A 20259-nucleotide genomic window follows, 5' to 3' on the forward strand; every position below is an offset into this window, starting at 1 on the left:
TTCTCCGATTTAGCTAGATAAACTCAAGGTTTAGAATTTTTGCCGTTCTTTGGCGGGTTTCTCGGCAAGCATCCGCATCGACTTTAAGGTCAATACCAAACGTTGGAATGATCGCTTCCAGTTGATGTTGCCAACCATCACGGAGTTCTTTATTAAAACATTTCTTAAGAACATTGATGGCGATGAAAGCTGCGGTAGAGGCTCCCGGGGATGCACCTAGAAGTGCCACAAAACTTTGATCTTCACTAACCACCAATTCTGTACCAAATTGCAATATTCCCTCTTTTTCTGGTTTGTCGGGCTTAATAATTTGTACGCGTTGCCCTGCGACCACTTCTACCCAATCATGCGGTTTAGCATGGGGGTAGAATGCTTGAAGCTCCGCAAACTGATGATGTGATGTTTGTAAAACCTGACCGACAAGATACTCCACAAGCCCCATATTATCTTTCGCTACATCGAGCATAGGAAGAATATTCCCTGGACGAATTGACTTAAAGAGATCCGCATAGGAGCCATGTTTAAGGAATTTTGTCGAAAAACCGGCATAAGGACCGAATAACAACGACTTTTTCCCGCCAATCATACGGGTATCAAGATGCGGAACAGACATCGGAGGAGAACCTTTCGCAGCTTTACTGTAAACTTTTGCATGATGCTGACTGACGACATCATCCACATCACAGCGGAGCCAAATTCCCCCCACAGGAAAACCACCGTAGCCTTTCCCTTCTGGAATTTCTGATTTCTGGAGTAAATCAATTGCACGACCACCGGCACCGACAAAGACGAATTTCGCTGAAATGACCTTTTTCTCGTGCGTAGTAAGATCTTTAACAGTGATTAACCATTCTCCATTACTGTCACGTTTTACATCTTTCACTTCATGTTGATAATGAAGGGTAAAATTAGACTGTTTCTCTAATTCTGAGACAAGAATATGCGTTAATGCGCCATAATCCACATCTGCACCGGTTATCATTCGAGTCATGGCAATTGGCTGTGTCTTATCACGACCTTCTGTAATAAGCGGCGTCCATTGCGCGATTTGATCAAAGTCTTCGGAATATTCCATGCCATGATAGCAATGATGTGTAGACATCTCTTGATAGCGCTTTTTCAGGTATTTTACACTTTCAGCATCTTGCACAAAACTCATATGTGGACAAGAATGAATAAATTCCCCTGGATCTTTAATTTTTCCTTGAGTAATAAGATAACTCCAAAATTGACGTGAAATATCAAATTCTGTATTCACTTCTAACGCTTCACTAATATCCACAGTTCCATCAGATCGTTGCGGTGTATAGTTCATCTCACAGTTCGCTGCGTGCCCTGTTCCAGCATTATTCCAAGAAAATGAGCTCTCTTTCGCACAATCATCTAGGCGCTCAAACATCGTAATATGAAGATTAGGATCAAGCTCTTTTAAAAAAGTTCCTAAAGTCGCACTCATAATACCTGCACCAATAAGGACAATATCCGTTTTTTCACTAATCGTTTTATTCATCAATCTGCTCCAATGGCGTTCATTAAAATTATTCGGTAATTGCTTTAAACGTTAAATCACTATTTTCATCGTACACAACATACGCTCGACGCCAAGGTTGATCATTGACTAAGCGCCATTTATGACCTGTTCCCGTATTATCTTGTGCTAACAGAATATCACCAGGTGAAATACGAAATGTTTTTCCCGATGCCATCTCAAACTCAAGTTCACCCGACAAAGTAATCACAAAACGCGGCACAGGATCCTTATGCCAATCGAATGCTCCCCCTGAAGTTGTTTCCCTGAAAGAGAGCTCATTCACAGCAATTGGTAAACCGATAAAATCTCCTCGCTCTCCTTCTCCCATTACGAGAGTCCCTTCTTCAAAGTGTGAATTTCCATCGTCTCCCGTCCACATCCGAACACAACGAATCATATCTGTCTCCTTCATCAATTGATAGGCGAATATAATTACTTTATTATATTAATATTTATAATAATTTACATAAATAATAATATTTAAAACTTTAAGCTATTGAATATTTTGTAGATATTTATATACAACCATGCGAATAACATCAAAAAACTGGGGATTTTTGAGGTTTTTATTATTGTTTTACTAATCAAAAGCAGATAAATAGCTCATTAGAGACATTAAATATAGAGAAAATCAAATGACCGTTAGCATCTGTTTGCTCACTCTTGATTTCCTTACATTGTTGATATGTATTACCCTCTTTTCTATCCAATATGAAATTAACCCAATCATGTGTCGAGATAATTATTCGCCAGCGCATTGGTTGCAACGCTATCGTCAATTACTGCATCAATTGTACTATCTCCGGTTAGAGCTCCTGCACCAGTCCTAAGGATACCGATAATGACACTTAGGGTATTTTTCTCATCTGCCGTAAGGTCTTTTGCTTTCTTGCCGTAGAGGAATTCTGCAATGATCGGCGCTAGAGCTTCTGCACCTCCTGCTGTTAATGCCCCTGATAACAGATCCCCACCATTGGCCGCGGCCATTGCCGCGCCGGCGATTCCATGGGCGAGGAGATGACCTAAGCCACCTTTCTCAAATGTGCCGTCAGTTAATCCTTTAATCGTCTGTGCTACTAATGGATTCGCTGCGGCAGCAACAATGCCTAAACCCTCGCCGGGGCTTGATAAACCGCCAGCCAGCATATCGAGCACCAAGCTCGGCATTTTGCCAATCTTTGGCTTTGTCTGGATCTGAATCTTTATACTGATCAATCTTTTGATTGACGATCTACTTCATCTCTTGACGGGTTCGATCAAACTGCTGACGGACTTTGACTTGTAGATCAATCTCCGCTTGGACTTTCTCTTTATCAAAAATATTCTCGATCGCACCGCTATTGTCGGCGACAGTTTCGGTGGTGAGATTGCTCTCAATCCCTTTCGCCGCTTCCTCGGCAGTTTGGCCTGTGAGTTCTTTTTGCTTCTCGGTATCCGTCACTTTAATGTTACCGGTACCAATGCCCGATTGCGTGACGCTCGATTTAGAATCTTTATCCTTACCGTAACCCACATTTTTATTCACGCTAGGTGAGCCATCCGGAAGATTGACGGTTTCTGTTTGCGTTGGATTCGTGCCTTTCGGATTATTCGGGCCATCATTTTGATAACCATAACCGCCGCTAATCCCAAAACCTTCACCCTCATATTCTGATTGATTCACAAGATCGTTTGAAGTGATGGTGCCGGTTTCAAAGCTATTAAGACCTTCTAACTCCGCCTTTTCATTGGCAACCACAACGCCACCTGAAAGATGGGTATTGCCCTCCACTTTCACTTGGAAACCATCATCGCCGGCAAAAATGCCGCTCTGATCTGTGACCGATTGATGATTGGCGTCGATTTTGGATTGATTAAAACTGCCTGAGACAGATCCGCCTGTTCCAAACATCCAAGTGCCTTGAATCGACAGATCCTTCTGATCACTATGATAATCGGAGCGATCTTGGACACTGGCAATCGTGAGATCTCCGCCGACATCGAGCTCGACGCCTTTTCCATTGACTTCACCGCCAATAATATTGGTATTGCCGCCACTAACAATGGTCGTTTTTCCGGTATCTGTACCTACAACGCTATTAGTATAGTAGGTCTCGTTCCCTTCACTTTTCCCTTTGCCTTTATTGGCGCCGGCTGTGACACCAAAACCTGTCTCTTTCCCGATCGAAGCCACAACGCCGGCATTCCAGCCTGAGCTGCTGTTTTTACTAGCTTCACTAGAAGTACTCTCTGCAGCGATAATATTAATATCATTATCAGCCGTCAGATTTGTTGATTTTCCGCCACCAACATAAGAGCCTTCGATCGTGATATTGGAATCTTCCCCACCGCCGGTTGCCGTAATATTGACATTACCACCGGCTTGAATCGCGCTGCCTGAGGCAACTTTATCTTCTCTCCACGTTTCACTTTGTGATTGACTTGAGCCGATGGTTGCCGTTATTTTTGCAACCGTTTGATCACTCGCCATTCCATTGGACAATAGATCTTGTGCTGCCCCCATAGAATCGCCTAAACGTTTAAGATCCATTGCCGCATTAACCGCCGCCATTGCATTGACGCGATCATTTTTACTCTTGCCCACATCTTTAATGGATTCTTAAACGCTCTGAATTTGATTCACCGCGTCTACGATACTGCCACCAAGAGAGACTGTTAAACCTGATTGCTTAAATTTCTCACGGTGATAGCTGCTATAAGCATCTTCCGCTGCTTTGATATCAACATTATTGAGAATTAAACTCTACTATCAAAGTTGATTTAATAACTCTTTTTTAGCCTTATCCAAAGCCTCCATCAATTGATCAAGATTTATATCGTTAAGATCATTAGCAAATGATATACGAACATCATTTTCACCATTATCTTGATGTAAAAATGCAATATATTGATCTCCAAAACATATTTCAACTATCAACTGCTCATATTCAACATCGCTAGCTAATTTAATTACTAAATTATTATTTATCATTTCTTAGGCGGCTCCAAAAATCCTTTAAAATTACCATTTAAGTCAAATCTTGCTCCCCTACCATCAGGTGAAATAATATCATAACCGTTAAAACGATTACCTGACTTAATAGTAATATTGGGGGAAGTAATAATATCTTCTAAGATCTCTCTACCCAATTTGTTCATATCAGCTGGGCTTCCTTTGGGTTTAGGATAAACACTATCATCCCTACTCCCATGTTTATGCAACGCTCTACCCGCAACAGTAAAGTCTCCTTTTTTAGCTGCTGGATCTATTAACTCACCTGATTTTAATAGTAAGTCATAATCAATAGTATTGGGTGTAATTACGGGTGGCGGTTCTTCAGAACCACCACCTTTATTAATATTAGATTTATTATCAGAAGTCTGTTCAGGTTTTCCATATCCACTATTACTTTGATTTGAATTTCCACTAGAAGAAGACAAGGATGATGAACTGCTAGAGGATTGTTTATCTTTAGCTAACTTTTGTAAAAGCTGGCCTAATTTTCCACTACTACTAATCGCAGCTCCGCCACCCATTGTTAGCATTGTTAAGCCCGCATTAAACTCTACATTTCCTGCGACTATTCCAAGCATTTCTCCTGCTGCTTTAGGATCATTCTCCATCGCATATGCTAATAATTCTTCCCAATCATTATAAGAGATAACAACCTGATCATAAGTACCTTTAGGGTCAGTTGCAACTTCCCAAATTCCTACAGCTGAATCTACTAGCGTATCTATGGGATGTAGAAGGCTATCTACTAAATCAGCCCCTGATTCTTTCCTTCCAGTAAGCTCGCCCTCCCTGCGCCCTTCTAGATATAAATCAGCTTTCTCTTCATCTCCATCAAATATAGCAACTGCAGCATCTCGCTCTTGTGCCTGTAACCATTGGTCGTTTTTTGAAATTAATAAATTATAATTATTCTCCACAGCATTGGTCGCAACGCTATCTCCAATTACCGCATCAATAGCTGAGTCTCCCGTTAAGGCTCCTGCACCGGTTCCTAGAATTCCGATAATGGCGCTTAGGGTATTTTTCTCATCGGCGGTTAAATCTTCTGGAGTTTTTCCTTTGCCATAGAGGAATTCTGCGATGATGGGGGCTAAGGCTTCTGCGCCGCCGGCAGTTAGGGCACCTGATAGCAGATCTCCGCCATTCGCCGCTGCCATTGCTGCGCCGGCGATTCCATGCGCGAGAATATGACTTAAACCTCCTTCTTCAAACGTCCCATCATTGACCATTCCTTTGATCATTTGCGCTACTGCAGGATTTGCTGCGCCAGCAACAATGCCTAAACCCTCGCCGGGACTTGATAGACCACCAGCAAGCATATCGAGCACCAAGCCGGCATTTTGCCAATCTTTCGCTTTGTCTGGATCTGAATCTTTATACTGATCAATCTTTTGATTGACGATCTGCTTCATATCCTGACGCGTTCGGTCAAACTGCTGACGGACTTTGACTTGTAGATCAATCTCCGCTTGGACTTTATCTTTATCAAAGATATTCTCTAAAGCACCGCTATTGTCAGCCACGGTTTCTGTGGTGAGATTGCTCTCAATCCCTTTCGCCGCTTCCTCGGCAGTTTGGCCTGTGAGTTCTTTTTGCTTCTCGGTATCCGTCACTTTAATGTTACCGGTACCAATGCCCGATTGCGTGACGCTCGATTTAGAATCTTTATCCTTACCGTAACCCACATTTTTATTCACGCTAGGTGAGCCATCCGGAAGATTGACGGTTTCTGTTTGCGTTGGATTCGTGCCTTTCGGATTATTCGGGCCATCATTTTGATAACCATAGCCACCGCTAATCCCAAAACCTTCACCCTCATATTCTGATTGATTCACAAGATCATTTGAGGTGATAGTGCCGGTTTCAAAGCTATTAAGACCTTCTAACTCCGCATTTTCATTGGCAACCACAGCGCCACCTGAAAGATGGGTATTCCCATCCACTTTCACTTGGAAACCATCATCGCCGGCAAAAATGCCGCTCTGATCTGTGACCGATTGATGATTGGCATCGATTTTGGATTGATTAAAACTGCCTGAGACAGATCCTCCAGAACCATAAATCATAACGGTTCCCTGAATTGAAGCATCTTTTTGCTCACTATGATAATCGGAGCGATCTTGGACGCTGGCAATCGTGAGATCGCCGCCGACATCGAGCTCGACGCCTTTGAGATTGATAATTAGAACATTTTTATTAGTCCCTGTTTTACTTCATCATCAAGTTAAACATATACTTAATGCTGATATCATTGATATCGAATCCAAGCTCATTACAAATATTTATTGCGACCTCATATTCATATTTTGTTATTACTATTTCATATTCACTAATATGATCGCATAATATTTCAAATGCTAACCCTCTTTCACCAATCTTTACATAATGTATAATATTATTTAATAAATCATCTGCTAGACGACACCTAAACAATTCCACAAAACAAAGGATTTTTTATCTAATTCGAGCATTAATTACATCCTTATTTTACTGGTTTGTAGCTTGGAGGAATAGGAGCATCATCTGGGAATGATGGTTACTATTTTACCTGTTGCAGGTTGATAAACAACCCTAATTCTAACTCCATCAAGTGTTTCATACGATACCCAGATTGATGGCTTACCTTTTCCTGTATAAATACCTCCTGATCCAATTTGAGCATACCACTTAGTCTCAGGAGAAGTAGTTATATCACCTATTGCATGTCAATTTTATCTGCAGATCATTCCTCTGAAAATACTATTTTTTACATTTTTCAACAACCAAAGGCTCTTCACACGAGATAATTTCAATAACTTCATGATCTGTAATAACTCTGTAGTGTGTAGGATTTAAATATTGATCATACGTCATTTCCTTAAACCAATTTAAGTATCTTGAATTATTTACAATATAAATATTTTTCCCTTTATAAGAGTCGTCAAAAATAAAATAATCATTCAATAAAATACCATCAAAGCCATTTCTATAATCCATCGGATATTTAAATGATATTTCAATTTCTTGATTTAAGAAGTCGCTTAAAACTATTTTTAAACCATTACCGTCATATGTCATACATAACAGATTCATCCCCTTGGTATCATAATATTTAATTAGAACTTCTTTTTGTGCCATTATTTGCTTCCTTTTTCCCCATATCTTATTTTGACCGGAGGCTTTGTTTGAATTTCTAAAGTTGGGCGACCGTCAGAGCTTCTTGGCCTTACGTTTATATTAGTCCCATCAGCTAAATTACCTGTAATTGTACCATTAGGTCTAGTAACTACATTGGTTGGATTTAAAGAGTAAAAATCTTTTTCAGCATCTTTATAATTACCTTTTAAATTATCTCTTTGTCGTAAATTTGTAGTTGTTTCTTGTCCACTAGTAAAATTAGAATTATTTAAAAAATCATTAATTTTATTATTAGTATCCACAGAGGAGCTTGGACTTTTATTTCCAGATTTATCTTGATTAGCTTTGTTTTCTAAAGCTTGCCCAGACTTTCCAGTCTCTTCTTTTCCTTTATCTTTGTTACTAGTCCCTGCAGAGGTCTTACCATCAGTGACTTTATTTGTACTTGGCTTTTTACCACCCTTTCCACCACCTACAAGCATTGAGGCTAAGGTCGTTAAGAACTCTTCTTTTCCAACTTTGGCTGCCGCTTCCTCCGGTGAATAACCTTCATCCACGAGCTCTTTAATACGATATTCATTATCTAAAAAAGAGTAAAGCTCCTGACCATTAGTCCAAGAGTTTAATAACTCATGTTGCCATAATTTTCCACCACCAATTTCCCCAGAGTTCCCTTGAAGTTGCGCTAATATCTCGGAACCAACCATCGATTCTATAAAGGCGATATCTTCTCGACTTAATTCTCCCTGTATTCCCATCTCTTTAATCGTTGCCAGAGTTGCATCACTAATCGCCTTATGATGTTCCTGCAAAATTTTTACAGCACATGATTCTGATTCACAATTAGAGAGCAAACTATTTAAGTCATCTAAACTTGGTAATTCAGGATTATAGTCAAAGATCTGATTAACCAAATCACCTGCTCGACCACATTCTTTACTAGATAGATTTTTACAGTTCTCAATCTTATTTAAGACATAATTATTCTCCACCGCATTGGTCGCAACGCTATCGCCAATTACTGCATCAATTGCGCTATCGCCCGTTAATGCACCGGCGCCTGTCCCGAGGATACCAATAATGGCGCTTAGGGTATTTTTTTCATCTGCGGTTAAATCTTCTGGTTTTTTGCCTTTGCCGTAGAGGAACTCTGTGATGATCGGCGCTAACGCTTCTGCGCCGCCGGCAGTTAGGGCACCTGATAGCAGATCTCCGCCATTCGCCGCTGCCATTGCTGCGCCGGCGATTCCATGCGCGAGAATATGACTTAAACCTCCTTCTTCAAACGTCCCATCATTGACCATTCCTTTGATCATTTGCGCTACTGCAGGATTTGCTGCGCCAGCAACAATGCCTAAACCCTCGCCGGGACTTGATAGACCACCAGCAAGCATATCGAGCACCAAGCCGGCATTTTGCCAATCTTTCGCTTTGTCTGGATCTGAATCTTTATACTGATCAATCTTTTGATTGACGATCTGCTTCATCTCCTGACGCGTTCGGTCAAACTGCTGACTGACTTTGACTTGTAGATCAATCTCCGCTTGGACTTTATCTTTATCAAAGATATTCTCTAAAGCACCGCTATTATCAGCCACGGTTTCTGTGGTGAGATTGCTCTCAATCCCTTTCGCCGCTTCCTCAGCAGTTTGGCCTGTGAGTTCTTTTTGCTTCTCGGTATCCGTCACTTTAATGTTACCGGTACCAATGCCCGATTGCGTGACGCTCGATTTAGAATCTTTATCCTTACCGTAACCCACATTTTTATTCACGCTAGGTGAGCCATCCGGAAGATTGACGGTTTCTGTTTGCGTTGGATTCGTGCCTTTCGGATTATTCGGGCCATCATTTTGATAACCATAACCGCCACTAATGCCAAAACCTTCGCCGTCATATTCTGATTTATTAACAAGGTCATTGGAGGTAATAGTACCGGTTTCAAAGCTATTTAAACCTTCCTTTTCTGCCTTATCATTCGCAACCACAACGCCACCAGAAAGGTGGGTATTACCATCAACTTTGACTTTTATGAATATTCATAACAGTATTTTTTCCGAATACTGTAAACAACGCTAGTAAATCCTACTAGCTTAATACTATTCATACTCCTTGCGCAAAAAAACCCAACCAAGGTTTCCTTTCTTTTCAAAGATATCTTTTGTGACAGGGACTACCGTTAACTTTAAACGTATGTCACCGTCATATATATCAGGCCAAATATCAGCTAATACTTCTGTATGAGCATATTCCATTTCTTCTTCTTCTTCTTCTGTGAGCTCTTGATCAAAAAGAAACTCAATTATAAATACCGAGTCTTGATAATTGAAACTAATTCCTCTCATTTTTTTACTAGCTCTACCAATCAGGCTATAAAAAATACTTTTTTTGAGCTCATTTGCAATAATTATAAGCTTATTTTTCTTCTTAAGGTCTTGCTGGGACAATGTGAACTCCTTTTTTTGAGTAATGAATTATAAAATTTTTTGTGGGTACAAATTTTTGTAAGTCAGCATCATAATAATTCCCTATGACTCTATCACTAGAAATTCTTTCTTTTGAACCAGGCTCTCCAAATTTTTTCCCTCCTGGAATCTCTCTGCCTGTTCCTGCATATTGGTCTACAGTTTTTTGAACATCCAAATCTTTACTTAAAGTAGATCTTGGTGTTGAGCTACTAGAATTTGCTGTTTTATTTTCATTTGTCCCGACTATATGCTTATTTTGCTGATTCATATTAACACTTGTATTAGTTCCTATGAGTTTTTCATTACGGGCATGCTCTTTAAATTTACTAGACTCATTCCCCTTTTGGCTTTCTGCTATATTCTCTTTTACCTTATCCTTATCAACAGAATTTGGCTCTTGCTTTCCAGATTCTTCTTTTCCTTTATCTTTGTTACTAGTCCCTGCAGAGGTCTTACCATCAGTGACTTTATTTGTACTTGGCTTTTTACCACCTTTTCCACCACCTCCAAGCATTGAGGCTAAGATCGTTAAGAACTCTTCTTTTCCAACTTTGGCTGCCGCTTCCTCCGGTGAATAACCTTCATCCACGAGCTCTTTAATACGATATTCATTATCTAAAAAAGAGTAAAGCTCCTGACCATTAGTCCAAGAGTTTAATAACTCATGTTGCCATAATTTTCCACCACCAATTTCCCCAGAGTTCCCTTGAAGTTGCGCTAATATCTCGGAACCAACCATCGATTCTATAAAGGCGATATCTTCTCGACTTAATTCTCCCTGTATCCCCATCTCTTTAATCGTTGCTAGAGTTGCATCACTAATCTCTTTATGATGTTCCTGTAAAACTTTAACTGCACACGATTCTGTTTCACAATGAGAGAGTAAACTATTTAAGTCGTCTAAACTTGGTAATTCGGGATTATATTCAAAGATCTGATTAACCAAATCACCTGCTCGACCACATTCTTTACTCGATAGGTTTTTACAATTATCAATCTTATTTAAAACATAATTATTCTCCACCGCATTGGTTGCAACGCTGTCACCGATCACAGCATCAATTGCGCTGTCTCCCGTTAATGCACCGGCACCGGTTCCGAGAATGCCGATAATGGCGCTTAGGGTGTTTTTCTCCTCTGCGGTTAAATCTTCGGGAGTTTTTCCTTTGCCATAAAGAAATTCAGCAATGATAGGCGCTAAGGCTTCTGCTCCGCCGGCAGTTAGGGCACCTGATAATAGATCGCCACCATTGGCCACCGCCATTGCCGCGCCGGCGATTCCATGGGCGAGGATATGACTTAAGCCACCTTCTTCAAGCGTCCTATCATTGACCATCTCTTTGATCATTTGCGCTACTGCAGGATTTGCTGCGCCAGCAACAATGCCTAAACCCTCGCCGGGACTCGATAGACCACCGGCAAGCATATCGAGCACCAAGCCGGCATTTTGCCAATCTTTGGCTTTGTCTGGATCTGAATCTTTATACTGATCAATCTTTTGATTGACGATCTACTTCATCTCTTGACACGTTCGGTCAAACTGCTGACGGACTTTGACTTGTAGATCGATCTCCGCTTGGACTTTATCTTTATCAAAGATATTCGCTAAAGCACCGCTATTGTCAGCCACGGTTTCTGTGGTGAGATTGCTCTCAATCCCTTTTGTTGCTTCTTCGGCAGTTTGTCCTGTGAGTTCTTTTTGCTTCTCGTTATCCGTCACTTTAATGTTACCGGTACCAATGCCCGATTGCGTGACGCTCGATTTAGAATCTTTATCCTTACCGTAACCCACATTTTTATTGACACTATGCGAGCCATCGGGAAGATTGACAGTTTCTGTCTGTGTTGGATTCGTGCTTTTTGGATTATTCGGGCCATCATTTTGATAGCCATAGCCACCGCTAATCCCAAAACCTTCACCCTCATATTCTGGACTGTTAACTTAGTAAATTATTAATCCCCTTTATAAACTCACACATACATAAAACTCTTTAGTTTCTCCTCCCACAACAACATGCTGTACTTCTTCTTTCCAATAGGATGTAAAACCACTCAAAAAAGATAAAAATTTATTTTTAAATACGACATCTTCTTTTAAAAAATCGTCAATTTTTTTAATTAAAACAATATATCCTGCTTTATTTCCGAGCCAACTTAAATCCCCTAGCCAATCATTTAAAGAATTTAAATTATAAATATTATAATCAGGAGTCTGAAATATCTGATGCATTGCAAATAATACAGAATCTTTATCGTGCAATACTCCCCCATTGAGCTCAGCAATAAAAAATTTTTTTTCTTTGGCTTTATCTAATAAAAAGCTATCTCCTTCTTTTAAAAAAAATATGGGGTCTTTAAATAAGCAATCCATAGTTACCTCTTATTATTTAACTTTTATAAATGATTCATAATGGTCTTTTGTATAATATACTGAACCATCGCTTCCACGGGCAAATCGTTCAGCATCTCTTTTTTCTTGTGGCAATTTATTATTCACGTCATATTCTTTGTAACTAATTGCATTTCCAGATTTATCTGTAGTTGGTAATGAAGGAGGATCATTGTTATATCTTCCACCCGTTTTGGTTCCTGGACTTTGTCCAGATACACCGCCTTTCCAATCTGACTGAGAATACTTAATATACATATCTTGCACATTTTTAGGTTCTATTTTCTAGGCTCACTTTAGATACCTCGATCTAGGTAGATATAAAAACTATTTATTATTCTGCTGCTAAATCCAAAGACATTATCAACTGATGAAATTTCGATTTTTTCATAAAAAACTCATTTACTGTAGGATTATTATGTTTTTTCCATTCTTTAGTACCATCAATGTTTGTTGTTAAATAACTGGTTTCAGCAACTACAATACGAACCTGATCTTTATATCCTACGATACAAATAAAGCACGAACTTTCAACGAAACTGTCAATCATAAGGACATAGCTGTAATCCTCAATAGATATATCTTCCGCAAAGCCACCATTACAGTCAGAATAAATTTCTCGAGGAAAAGACATTGATATTGCTTTTTTAAAGAAATCCTGTTTGCTAGCAAAAAAATACTCTTTATTATCCCTCGGTTTTTGTAATATCTCACTTTTAAAATCACGTATATCTATATTTAATGTTGATATTCTATAATTTTTAGAACTAGGAAAAATCTCCCCGTTAAGAAATATAAAGAGCAAGCCATTAGTAAAAGTATCATCACTCCACTCAATAATTGGCTCAACTAAGATTGCCATTTCATTTGGGTTGCCATATATCATTATTTCCATCCTTTTCTCGGTAGATTCAATTCTTTTATAACAGATGATGGAATAGTGTTTTTATTTAAAGGATTTCCTTTATCTCCTGTACTACCGGCCCAATGCCAAGTCCCATCTCCTGCGTCAGTAAACTGATGTACATTACCATCTTTATCTTTTGCATAACGTTTTTTTCCGCCAACAACAGAATTCTCAAATAAATCTAATGAGTTTTTTGGCTCAACTCCAGCATGGGGTCCACTTCCAAACTGTCCTAAAGTATGCTTAGGATTTGATTTATAAGATAATCCATTAGACGATACTACAGGATCTTTATATGGAATTGCACTTCCTTTCCCACTAGGAGAAACGGCTTTTCCTACAATTGCCCCCGCTACTAACTTCGCAATATCGCCTGTGTCTAACGCTTTTTGAATATCTACGTAATCAATTGTAGATAAAGCTCCTGACAACAATCCATTTCGTTGAATAGCATCTTTAATTTTTTGAGGAGAATCTCCCTGGGTTATCATTTCATCAATTAATATCGCCTCATGAATCGCATTTAGAGCTGAATTAGATATCGTATTAGCCCATTCAAGCGTTGATAAGGTTGATGGGTTAGTTTCCCATCTTTCCTCTCCCTCATTTGCTCCTTTCATCATTGCGTCACGATAATGAGAAACTAAATCCCTAAATTCTTCTTTTGATAACTCTCCTAACTCATAAAGCTCAAGAATCTTCTGATCACCTAACTCTGAAGCCTTATAATATTCTTCGCGAACCTCTTTTTTACATTCATTAGTTGTACATTGATCAAATTTTTCCTGAAATTCATCCATACTTGGAAGATATTCAGCAATCTTTGCATCTAGATCTTTCAAGCGTTCAGGAAGCTTATTCGAACCAACTTTATTATGAGTAAGATTATTCTCCACCGCATTGGTAGCAACGCTATCGCCGATTACCGCATCAATTGCTGAATCTCCTGTTAGGGCTCCTGCCCCGGTTCCGAGGATCCCGATAATCGCGCTTAAGGTGCTTTTCTCACCGGCGGTTAACTCTTCAGGATTTTTACCTTTGCCATAGAGGAAATCTGCGATAATAGGTGCTAAGGCTTCTGCTCCGCCTGCCGTTAATGCGCCTGATAATAGATCGCCACCATTTGCCGCTGCCATTGCCGCACCGGCGATGCCATGGACGAGAATATGACTTAAACCTCCTTCTTCAAACGTCCCATCATTGACCATTCCTTTGATCATTTGCGCTACTGCAGGATTTGCTGCGCCAGCAACAATGCCTAAACCCTCGCCGGGACTTGATAGACCACCAGCAAGCATATCGAGCACCAAGCCGGCATTTTGCCAATCTTTCGCTTTGTCTGGATCTGAATCTTTATACTGATCAATCTTTTGATTGACGATCTACTTCATCTCCTGACGCGTTCGGTCAAACTGCTGACGGACTTTGACTTGTAGATCAATCTCCGCTTGGACTTTATCTTTATCAAAGATATTCTCTAAAGCACCGCTATTGTCAGCCACGGTTTCTGTGGTGAGATTGCTCTCAATCCCTTTCGCCGCTTCCTCGGCAGTTTGGCCTGTGAGTTCTTTTTGCTTCTCGGTATCCGTCACTTTAATGTTACCGGTACCAATGCCCGATTGCGTGACGCTCGATTTAGAATCTTTATCCTTACCGTAACCCACATTTTTATTCACGCTAGGTGAGCCATCCGGAAGATTGACGGTTTCTGTTTGCGTTGGATTCGTGCCTTTCGGATTATTCGGGCCATCATTTTGATAACCATAACCGCCGCTAATCCCAAAACCTTCACCCTCATATTCTGATTGATTCACAAGATCGTTTGAAGTGATGGTGCCGGTTTCAAAGCTATTAAGACCTTCTAACTCCGCCTTTTCATTGGCAACCACAACGCCACCTGAAAGATGGGTATTGCCCTCCACTTTCACTTGGAAACCATCATCGCCGGCAAAAATGCCGCTCTGATCTGTGACCGATTGATGATTGGCGTCGATTTTGGATTGATTAAAACTGCCTGAGACAGATCCGCCTGTTCCAAACATCCAAGTGCCTTGAATCGAAGCATCTTTCTGATCACTATGATAATCGGAGCGATCTTGGACGCTGGCAATCGTGAGATCTCCGCCGACATCAAGCTCGACGCCTTTTCCATAGACTTCACCGCCAATAATATTGGTATTACCGCCACTGACAATCGTCGTTTTTCCGGTATCTGTACCTACAACGCTATTCGTGTAGTAGGTCTCGTTCCCTTCACTTTTTCCCTTGCCTTTATTGGCGCCGGCTGTGACACCAAAACCTGTCTCTTTCCCGATCGAAGCCACAACGCCGGCATTCCAGCCTGAGCTGCTGTTTCTACTATCTTCTGTAGATTTATTTTCACCAGCAAGAATATTAATATCATTGTCAGCAGTGAGATTTGTTGATTGCCCGCCGCCGACATAAGAGCCTTCGATCGTGATATTGGAATCTTCTCCACCGCCGGTTGCCGTAATATTGACATTACCACCGGCTTGAATAGCGCTGCCTGAGGCAACTTTATCTTCTCTCCACGTTTCACTTTGTGATTGACTTGAGCCGATGGTTGCCGTTATTTTTGCAACTGTTTGATCACTCGCCATTCCATTGAACAATAGATCTTGTGCTGCTCCCATAGAATCGCCTAAACGTTTAAGATCCATTGCCGCATTCGCAGCCGCCATTGCATTAACACGATCATTTTTACTCTTACCGACATCTTTAATGGATTCTTGAACGCTCTGAATTTGATTCACCGCGTCTACGATACTGCCACCAAGAGAGACTGTTAAACCTGATTGCTTAAAATAATTATTCCATGGTTATCAAATCCTCTGATTTGGTAGCATTTATGATAAAATCTAAAATTTTATCCGTCAAAAAATCCCATTTATCCTTACCTAAATAATCTTTTTTTATATCTTCAATTAACCATTCTAAGTTGTATGTGTATTGCAAATGATATTCAAGAAAATAAATTATTGCATTGAAAAGATCGTCTTTAGAAAAAAACTCTAAATTATTCATTTTATCTCGAATTACATCTTTCCATTCAGAATACACACCTTGATCCCATGATAAATAACCTAATTCTAAATTAGGCATCCAACCACCTAATAAACTGCATAAATCATCATGTAAAGGTTCTTCGCATCTGGCATATGATTCTACGTAGTAGAACATAGCTAAATATGCATTTTTTCTTGAAATTTTAAATTCCATATTTTATACCTGCTATTTATTACTAGTGGGGGATCTGTCGGCTTTAAAACCTGTTTTATTATTATATTCTTTAGGGATTAAATTAAGCCCCGCATTTCTGATAGTTTTCCCTCTTACTTCAACCCAAACTTGAGTGCCATTTGGCAATAAAACACCATAAACATCATTCCCATACTGATCTTTCCCCTTATAATTTTCTTTATTATTAACGGCATCCAATATCATTTTTCTATTTTCAGGAGTGTCTACAACATGACCTTCTCTATCACCAAAAATATGCCCTGTTATTGCAGGATTATCAGGAAAACTTATATTACTAATAATATTCCCGCCAAAATCACTCGGATCTAAAGGTTTCGTACCTCCACCCACAATCACACCAGTGTCTACTTTCCCTGATCCGCTCATATCCCCAGTATGATTGGGAATATTAACTTCAGGTCTTATATATCCTTCTTGGGGATTATCCACTTTAGGCGGAATTGTCACTAAAGTATTTCCAAAATCTTCAGAGGTTGCAGGATTAAATACTAATTTACGCCCTTTTTTCAGACCTGTTATATAGCGACTCTTCGTCCCGTTTATATCGAGAGAAGATAAAAAATATCCATCCTCTGTATAAACATCCCACGTTTGACCATCATCTGATAAGACAACCTTATCACCTCGGTTAATCCAATCGCCAGCGCCCTTACTATTTGCTGAATATACAGGATTCCCTCGATCATCCACACCGACTATTTCTAAAGTTTGGCCGAGTAGTTGGCCAAATTCATTATTTGTAAAATATGAATTATCAATCTGGTCTCTTTTTCCAAGAGCATATGCATGAGCTTCTCTCGTTTGAGCTTTAACCTCTTCTAAAGCCCTTGAATCTAAAGCACCTAGATCAATATCGCCATCTTCATTTGCATAGTCATCTAGGTCACCATAACCTAAACTATTAAGGATAGATTCTAATAGTTCAGCAGCAGCCTGTCCCAACTCTTCTTTATCAATAAGAGTTGATGAGCCTCCCGCTAAAACAGTTCCTTCAATTGAACTACTCCCGAGAACTAACCAACCATAATAATTATTCTCCACCGCATTGGTTGCAACGCTATCGCCGATTACGGCATCAATTGTGCTGTCTCCCGTTAATGCACCTGTACCGGTTCCGAGGATTCCGATAATGGCGCTTAGGGTATTTTTCTCATCGGCGGTTAAATCTTCGGGAGTTTTGCCTTTTCCGTAAACAAATTCTATATTTTTTTAAAAAGAATCTAATATAAATCAAATCTTAAAACTTCTAATTCTATAAAATCATTATCTTGTATATCTCCAGGAACATCATTATCAGAAATATCAATTTTAAAACCTCCTAAACTAATTATTTTTTTATCTTTAAGGATAAAATTTATTTTTCCACTTATACAATAAGTTAATTCATTACCTTTTTTTTCAATGAAGAAATTATTATTTTTTGCTTTTTTTATATTAAAAATATCTAAACAATAAATAGGTTTGTCGTATATTTCACCCATTTTTTTATTAAAGGGATGGGAAAAACATAAAATATCAAAAGTTTTATCAGATAACTTGACAATAGCTTCATTTATATCTTTATTCACCCAAGTAATATCTTTAATATAAATCATAATTTTCCTCTATTTATTAATTCCCAAACTAGGAGCTGTTTTACTTAATTCTGAAACGGTTTTAAAATGAAAAGTTGTAATATCTCCTGTTTTTCTGTCTACCCCAACAAAAGCATATTTTGCTCTACCTTCTCCTCCAACCAGCTTTACATAGCCATTTAATTCAGGCACGTACGTTCCTTCTTTTTTCACAAAATCAGCATCATTCAAGTAATCTTGTTTAGTATAATTTTTTTTATTAAAAACTACTTTCATTTCATTTGCATGTTTATCATAGTGCGAGTCGAGTAGCTCTGGGCTTTTAAACTTACTCTCATTTTGATTATTACCTTCCTTGCCGCTATTAGCCTTATTATTAGCAGTTTGCCCTTGCTTTCCAGATTCTTCTTTTCCTTTATCTTTGTTACTAGTCCCTGCAGAGGTCTTACCATCAGTGACTTTATTTGTACTTGGCTTTTTACCACCCTTTCCACCACCTCCAAGCATTGAGGCTAAGGTCGTTAAGAACTCTTCTTTTCCAACTTTGGCTGCCGCTTCCTCCGGTGAATAACCTTCATCCACAAGCTCTTTAATACGATATTCATTATCTAAAAAAGAGTAAAGCTCCTGACCATTAGTCCAAGAGTTTAATAACTCATGTTGCCATAATTTTCCACCACCAATTTCCCCAGAGTTCCCTTGAAGTTGCGCTAATATCTCGGAACCAACCATCGATTCTATAAAGGCGATATCTTCTCGACTTAATTCTCCCTGTATCCCCATCTCTTTAATCGTTGCTAGAGTTGCATCACTAATCTCTTTATGATGTTCCTGTAAAACTTTAACTGCACACGATTCTGTTTCACAATGAGAGAGTAAACTATTTAAGTCGTCTAAACTTGGTAATTCGGGATTATATTCAAAGATCTGATTAACCAAATCACCTGCTCGACCACATTCTTTACTCGATAGGTTTTTACAATTATCAATCTTATTTAAAACATAATTATTCTCCACCGCATTGGTTGCAACGCTGTCACCGATCACAGCATCAATTGCGCTGTCTCCCGTTAATGCACCGGCACCGGTTCCGAGAATGCCGATAATGGCGCTTAGGGTGTTTTTCTCCTCTGCGGTTAAATCTTCGGGAGTTTTTCCTTTGCCATAAAGAAATTCAGCAATGATAGGCGCTAAGGCTTCTGCTCCGCCGGCAGTTAGGGCACCTGATAATAGATCGCCACCATTGGCCACCGCCATTGCCGCGCCGGCGATTCCATGGGCAAGAATATGACTTAAGCCACCTTCTTCAAGCATCCCATCATTGACCATTCCTTTGATCATTTGCGCTACTGCAGGATTTGCCGCTCCGGCAAGTGAACCTAGGAAGCCATCTCCGGGACTTGATAAACCACCGGCAAGCATATCGAGTAGTAAGCCAGCATTTTGCCAATCTTTCGCTTTTTCAGGGTCAGAATCTTTATACTGATCAATCTTTTGATTGACGATCTGCTTCATCTCCTGACGCGTTCGGTCAAACTGCTGACTGACTTTGACTTGTAGATCAATCTCCGCCTGAACTTTCTCTTTATCGAAGATATTCTCTATTGCACCACTAGCCGCATCTGCGGTTTCTGTGGTGAGATTGCTCTCAATCCCTTTCGCTGCTTCCTCGGCGGTTTGTCCTGTGAGTTCTTTTTGCTTCTCGTTATCCGTCACTTTAATATTGCCGGTACCAATGCCCGATTGCGTGACGCTCGATTTAGAATCTTTATCTTTACCGTAACCCACATTTTTATTGACACTATGCGAGCCATCGGGAAGATTGACAGTTTCTGTCTGTGTTGGATTCGTGCCTTTCGGATTATTCGGACCATCATTTTGATAGCCATAGCCGCCACTAATCCCAAAACCTTCACCCTCATATTCTGATTGATTCACAAGATCGTTTGAGGTGATGGTGCCGGTTTCAAAGCTATTAAGACCTTCTAACTCTGCTTTT

Annotated in this window: 21 protein-coding genes; all 21 read right to left on the reverse strand. The window is 39.7% G+C overall.

Features of this window, described 5'->3' with window-relative positions:
- Positions 1-13 precede the first annotated feature (13 nt).
- A complete protein-coding gene (mqo, locus tag ACPF7B_RS06590; protein WP_490505031.1) occupies positions 14-1510 on the reverse strand; it encodes a malate dehydrogenase (quinone) in 1497 nt (498 codons plus the stop codon).
- A 28-nt stretch (positions 1511-1538) separates the two neighbouring features.
- Positions 1539-1928, reverse strand: coding sequence for a cupin domain-containing protein (locus tag ACPF7B_RS06595; RefSeq protein WP_490505032.1), 390 nt, complete (start codon positions 1926-1928; stop codon positions 1539-1541).
- Between the two features lie 329 nt (positions 1929-2257).
- Positions 2258-2698: a VENN motif pre-toxin domain-containing protein gene (locus ACPF7B_RS06600; RefSeq protein ID WP_490505033.1), complete on the reverse strand. Its 441-nt coding sequence runs from the start codon at positions 2696-2698 to the stop codon at positions 2258-2260.
- Between the two features lie 64 nt (positions 2699-2762).
- A complete protein-coding gene (locus ACPF7B_RS06605; protein WP_490505034.1) occupies positions 2763-4115 on the reverse strand; it encodes a hemagglutinin repeat-containing protein in 1353 nt (450 codons plus the stop codon).
- Between the two features lie 165 nt (positions 4116-4280).
- Complete coding sequence (locus ACPF7B_RS06610; protein WP_490505035.1) at positions 4281-4502, reverse strand: hypothetical protein; 222 nt, start codon at positions 4500-4502, stop codon at positions 4281-4283.
- Positions 4499-6592: a VENN motif pre-toxin domain-containing protein gene (locus ACPF7B_RS06615; protein WP_490505036.1), complete on the reverse strand. Its 2094-nt coding sequence runs from the start codon at positions 6590-6592 to the stop codon at positions 4499-4501. The genes ACPF7B_RS06610 and ACPF7B_RS06615 overlap by 4 nt, the downstream gene beginning before the upstream one ends.
- A gap of 142 nt (positions 6593-6734) precedes the next feature.
- Positions 6735-6965, reverse strand: a complete 231-nt coding sequence (locus ACPF7B_RS06620; protein ID WP_490505037.1) for a MafI family immunity protein — start codon at positions 6963-6965, stop codon at positions 6735-6737.
- 300 nt (positions 6966-7265) lie between these two features.
- Positions 7266-7643 (reverse strand): hypothetical protein, encoded by a 378-nt coding sequence (locus tag ACPF7B_RS06625; protein WP_490505038.1) that lies wholly within the window; start codon positions 7641-7643, stop codon positions 7266-7268.
- Positions 7643-9628, reverse strand: coding sequence for a VENN motif pre-toxin domain-containing protein (locus ACPF7B_RS06630; RefSeq protein ID WP_490505039.1), 1986 nt, complete (start codon positions 9626-9628; stop codon positions 7643-7645). Before ACPF7B_RS06630 ends, ACPF7B_RS06625 begins: the two co-directional genes overlap by 1 nt.
- Before the next feature lie 111 nt (positions 9629-9739).
- Entirely contained in the window at positions 9740-10087 is a 348-nt protein-coding gene (locus tag ACPF7B_RS06635) for a MafI2 family immunity protein (RefSeq protein ID WP_490505040.1), read from the reverse strand.
- Positions 10068-11534, reverse strand: coding sequence for a polymorphic toxin type 50 domain-containing protein (locus tag ACPF7B_RS06640; RefSeq protein ID WP_490506511.1), 1467 nt, complete (start codon positions 11532-11534; stop codon positions 10068-10070). Before ACPF7B_RS06640 ends, ACPF7B_RS06635 begins: the two co-directional genes overlap by 20 nt.
- A gap of 84 nt (positions 11535-11618) precedes the next feature.
- Positions 11619-11900 carry a hypothetical protein gene (locus ACPF7B_RS06645; protein ID WP_490505041.1) on the reverse strand — a complete coding sequence of 94 codons (282 nt, stop codon included), beginning with the start codon at positions 11898-11900 and terminating at the stop codon, positions 11619-11621.
- Between the two features lie 171 nt (positions 11901-12071).
- Complete coding sequence (locus ACPF7B_RS06650; protein WP_490505042.1) at positions 12072-12479, reverse strand: barstar family protein; 408 nt, start codon at positions 12477-12479, stop codon at positions 12072-12074.
- A gap of 12 nt (positions 12480-12491) precedes the next feature.
- Positions 12492-12755 (reverse strand): ribonuclease domain-containing protein, encoded by a 264-nt coding sequence (locus ACPF7B_RS06655; RefSeq protein WP_490506513.1) that lies wholly within the window; start codon positions 12753-12755, stop codon positions 12492-12494.
- Between the two features lie 76 nt (positions 12756-12831).
- The gene (locus tag ACPF7B_RS06660; RefSeq protein ID WP_490505043.1) at positions 12832-13392 is read right to left on the reverse strand and encodes an Imm42 family immunity protein; all 561 of its coding nucleotides are present in this window, start codon (positions 13390-13392) and stop codon (positions 12832-12834) included.
- Complete coding sequence (locus tag ACPF7B_RS06665) at positions 13383-14702, reverse strand: VENN motif pre-toxin domain-containing protein (RefSeq protein ID WP_490505044.1); 1320 nt, start codon at positions 14700-14702, stop codon at positions 13383-13385. Before ACPF7B_RS06665 ends, ACPF7B_RS06660 begins: the two co-directional genes overlap by 10 nt.
- Before the next feature lie 84 nt (positions 14703-14786).
- A complete protein-coding gene (locus ACPF7B_RS06670) occupies positions 14787-16178 on the reverse strand; it encodes a hemagglutinin repeat-containing protein (protein WP_490505045.1) in 1392 nt (463 codons plus the stop codon).
- Between the two features lie 55 nt (positions 16179-16233).
- On the reverse strand, positions 16234-16644 hold the full coding sequence (locus ACPF7B_RS06675; RefSeq protein WP_490505046.1) for a hypothetical protein: 411 nt from the start codon (positions 16642-16644) through the stop codon (positions 16234-16236).
- Between the two features lie 12 nt (positions 16645-16656).
- The gene (locus ACPF7B_RS06680; RefSeq protein WP_490506514.1) at positions 16657-17889 is read right to left on the reverse strand and encodes a VENN motif pre-toxin domain-containing protein; all 1233 of its coding nucleotides are present in this window, start codon (positions 17887-17889) and stop codon (positions 16657-16659) included.
- Positions 17890-17906: 17 nt separating this feature from the next.
- On the reverse strand, positions 17907-18281 hold the full coding sequence (locus ACPF7B_RS06685) for a hypothetical protein (protein WP_286482214.1): 375 nt from the start codon (positions 18279-18281) through the stop codon (positions 17907-17909).
- A 9-nt stretch (positions 18282-18290) separates the two neighbouring features.
- Positions 18291-20198: a VENN motif pre-toxin domain-containing protein gene (locus tag ACPF7B_RS06690; protein WP_490505047.1), complete on the reverse strand. Its 1908-nt coding sequence runs from the start codon at positions 20196-20198 to the stop codon at positions 18291-18293.
- Between the last annotated feature and the right edge of the window lie 61 nt (positions 20199-20259).

It is taken from the genome of Ignatzschineria sp. 22MB058224, from assembly GCF_058188435.1.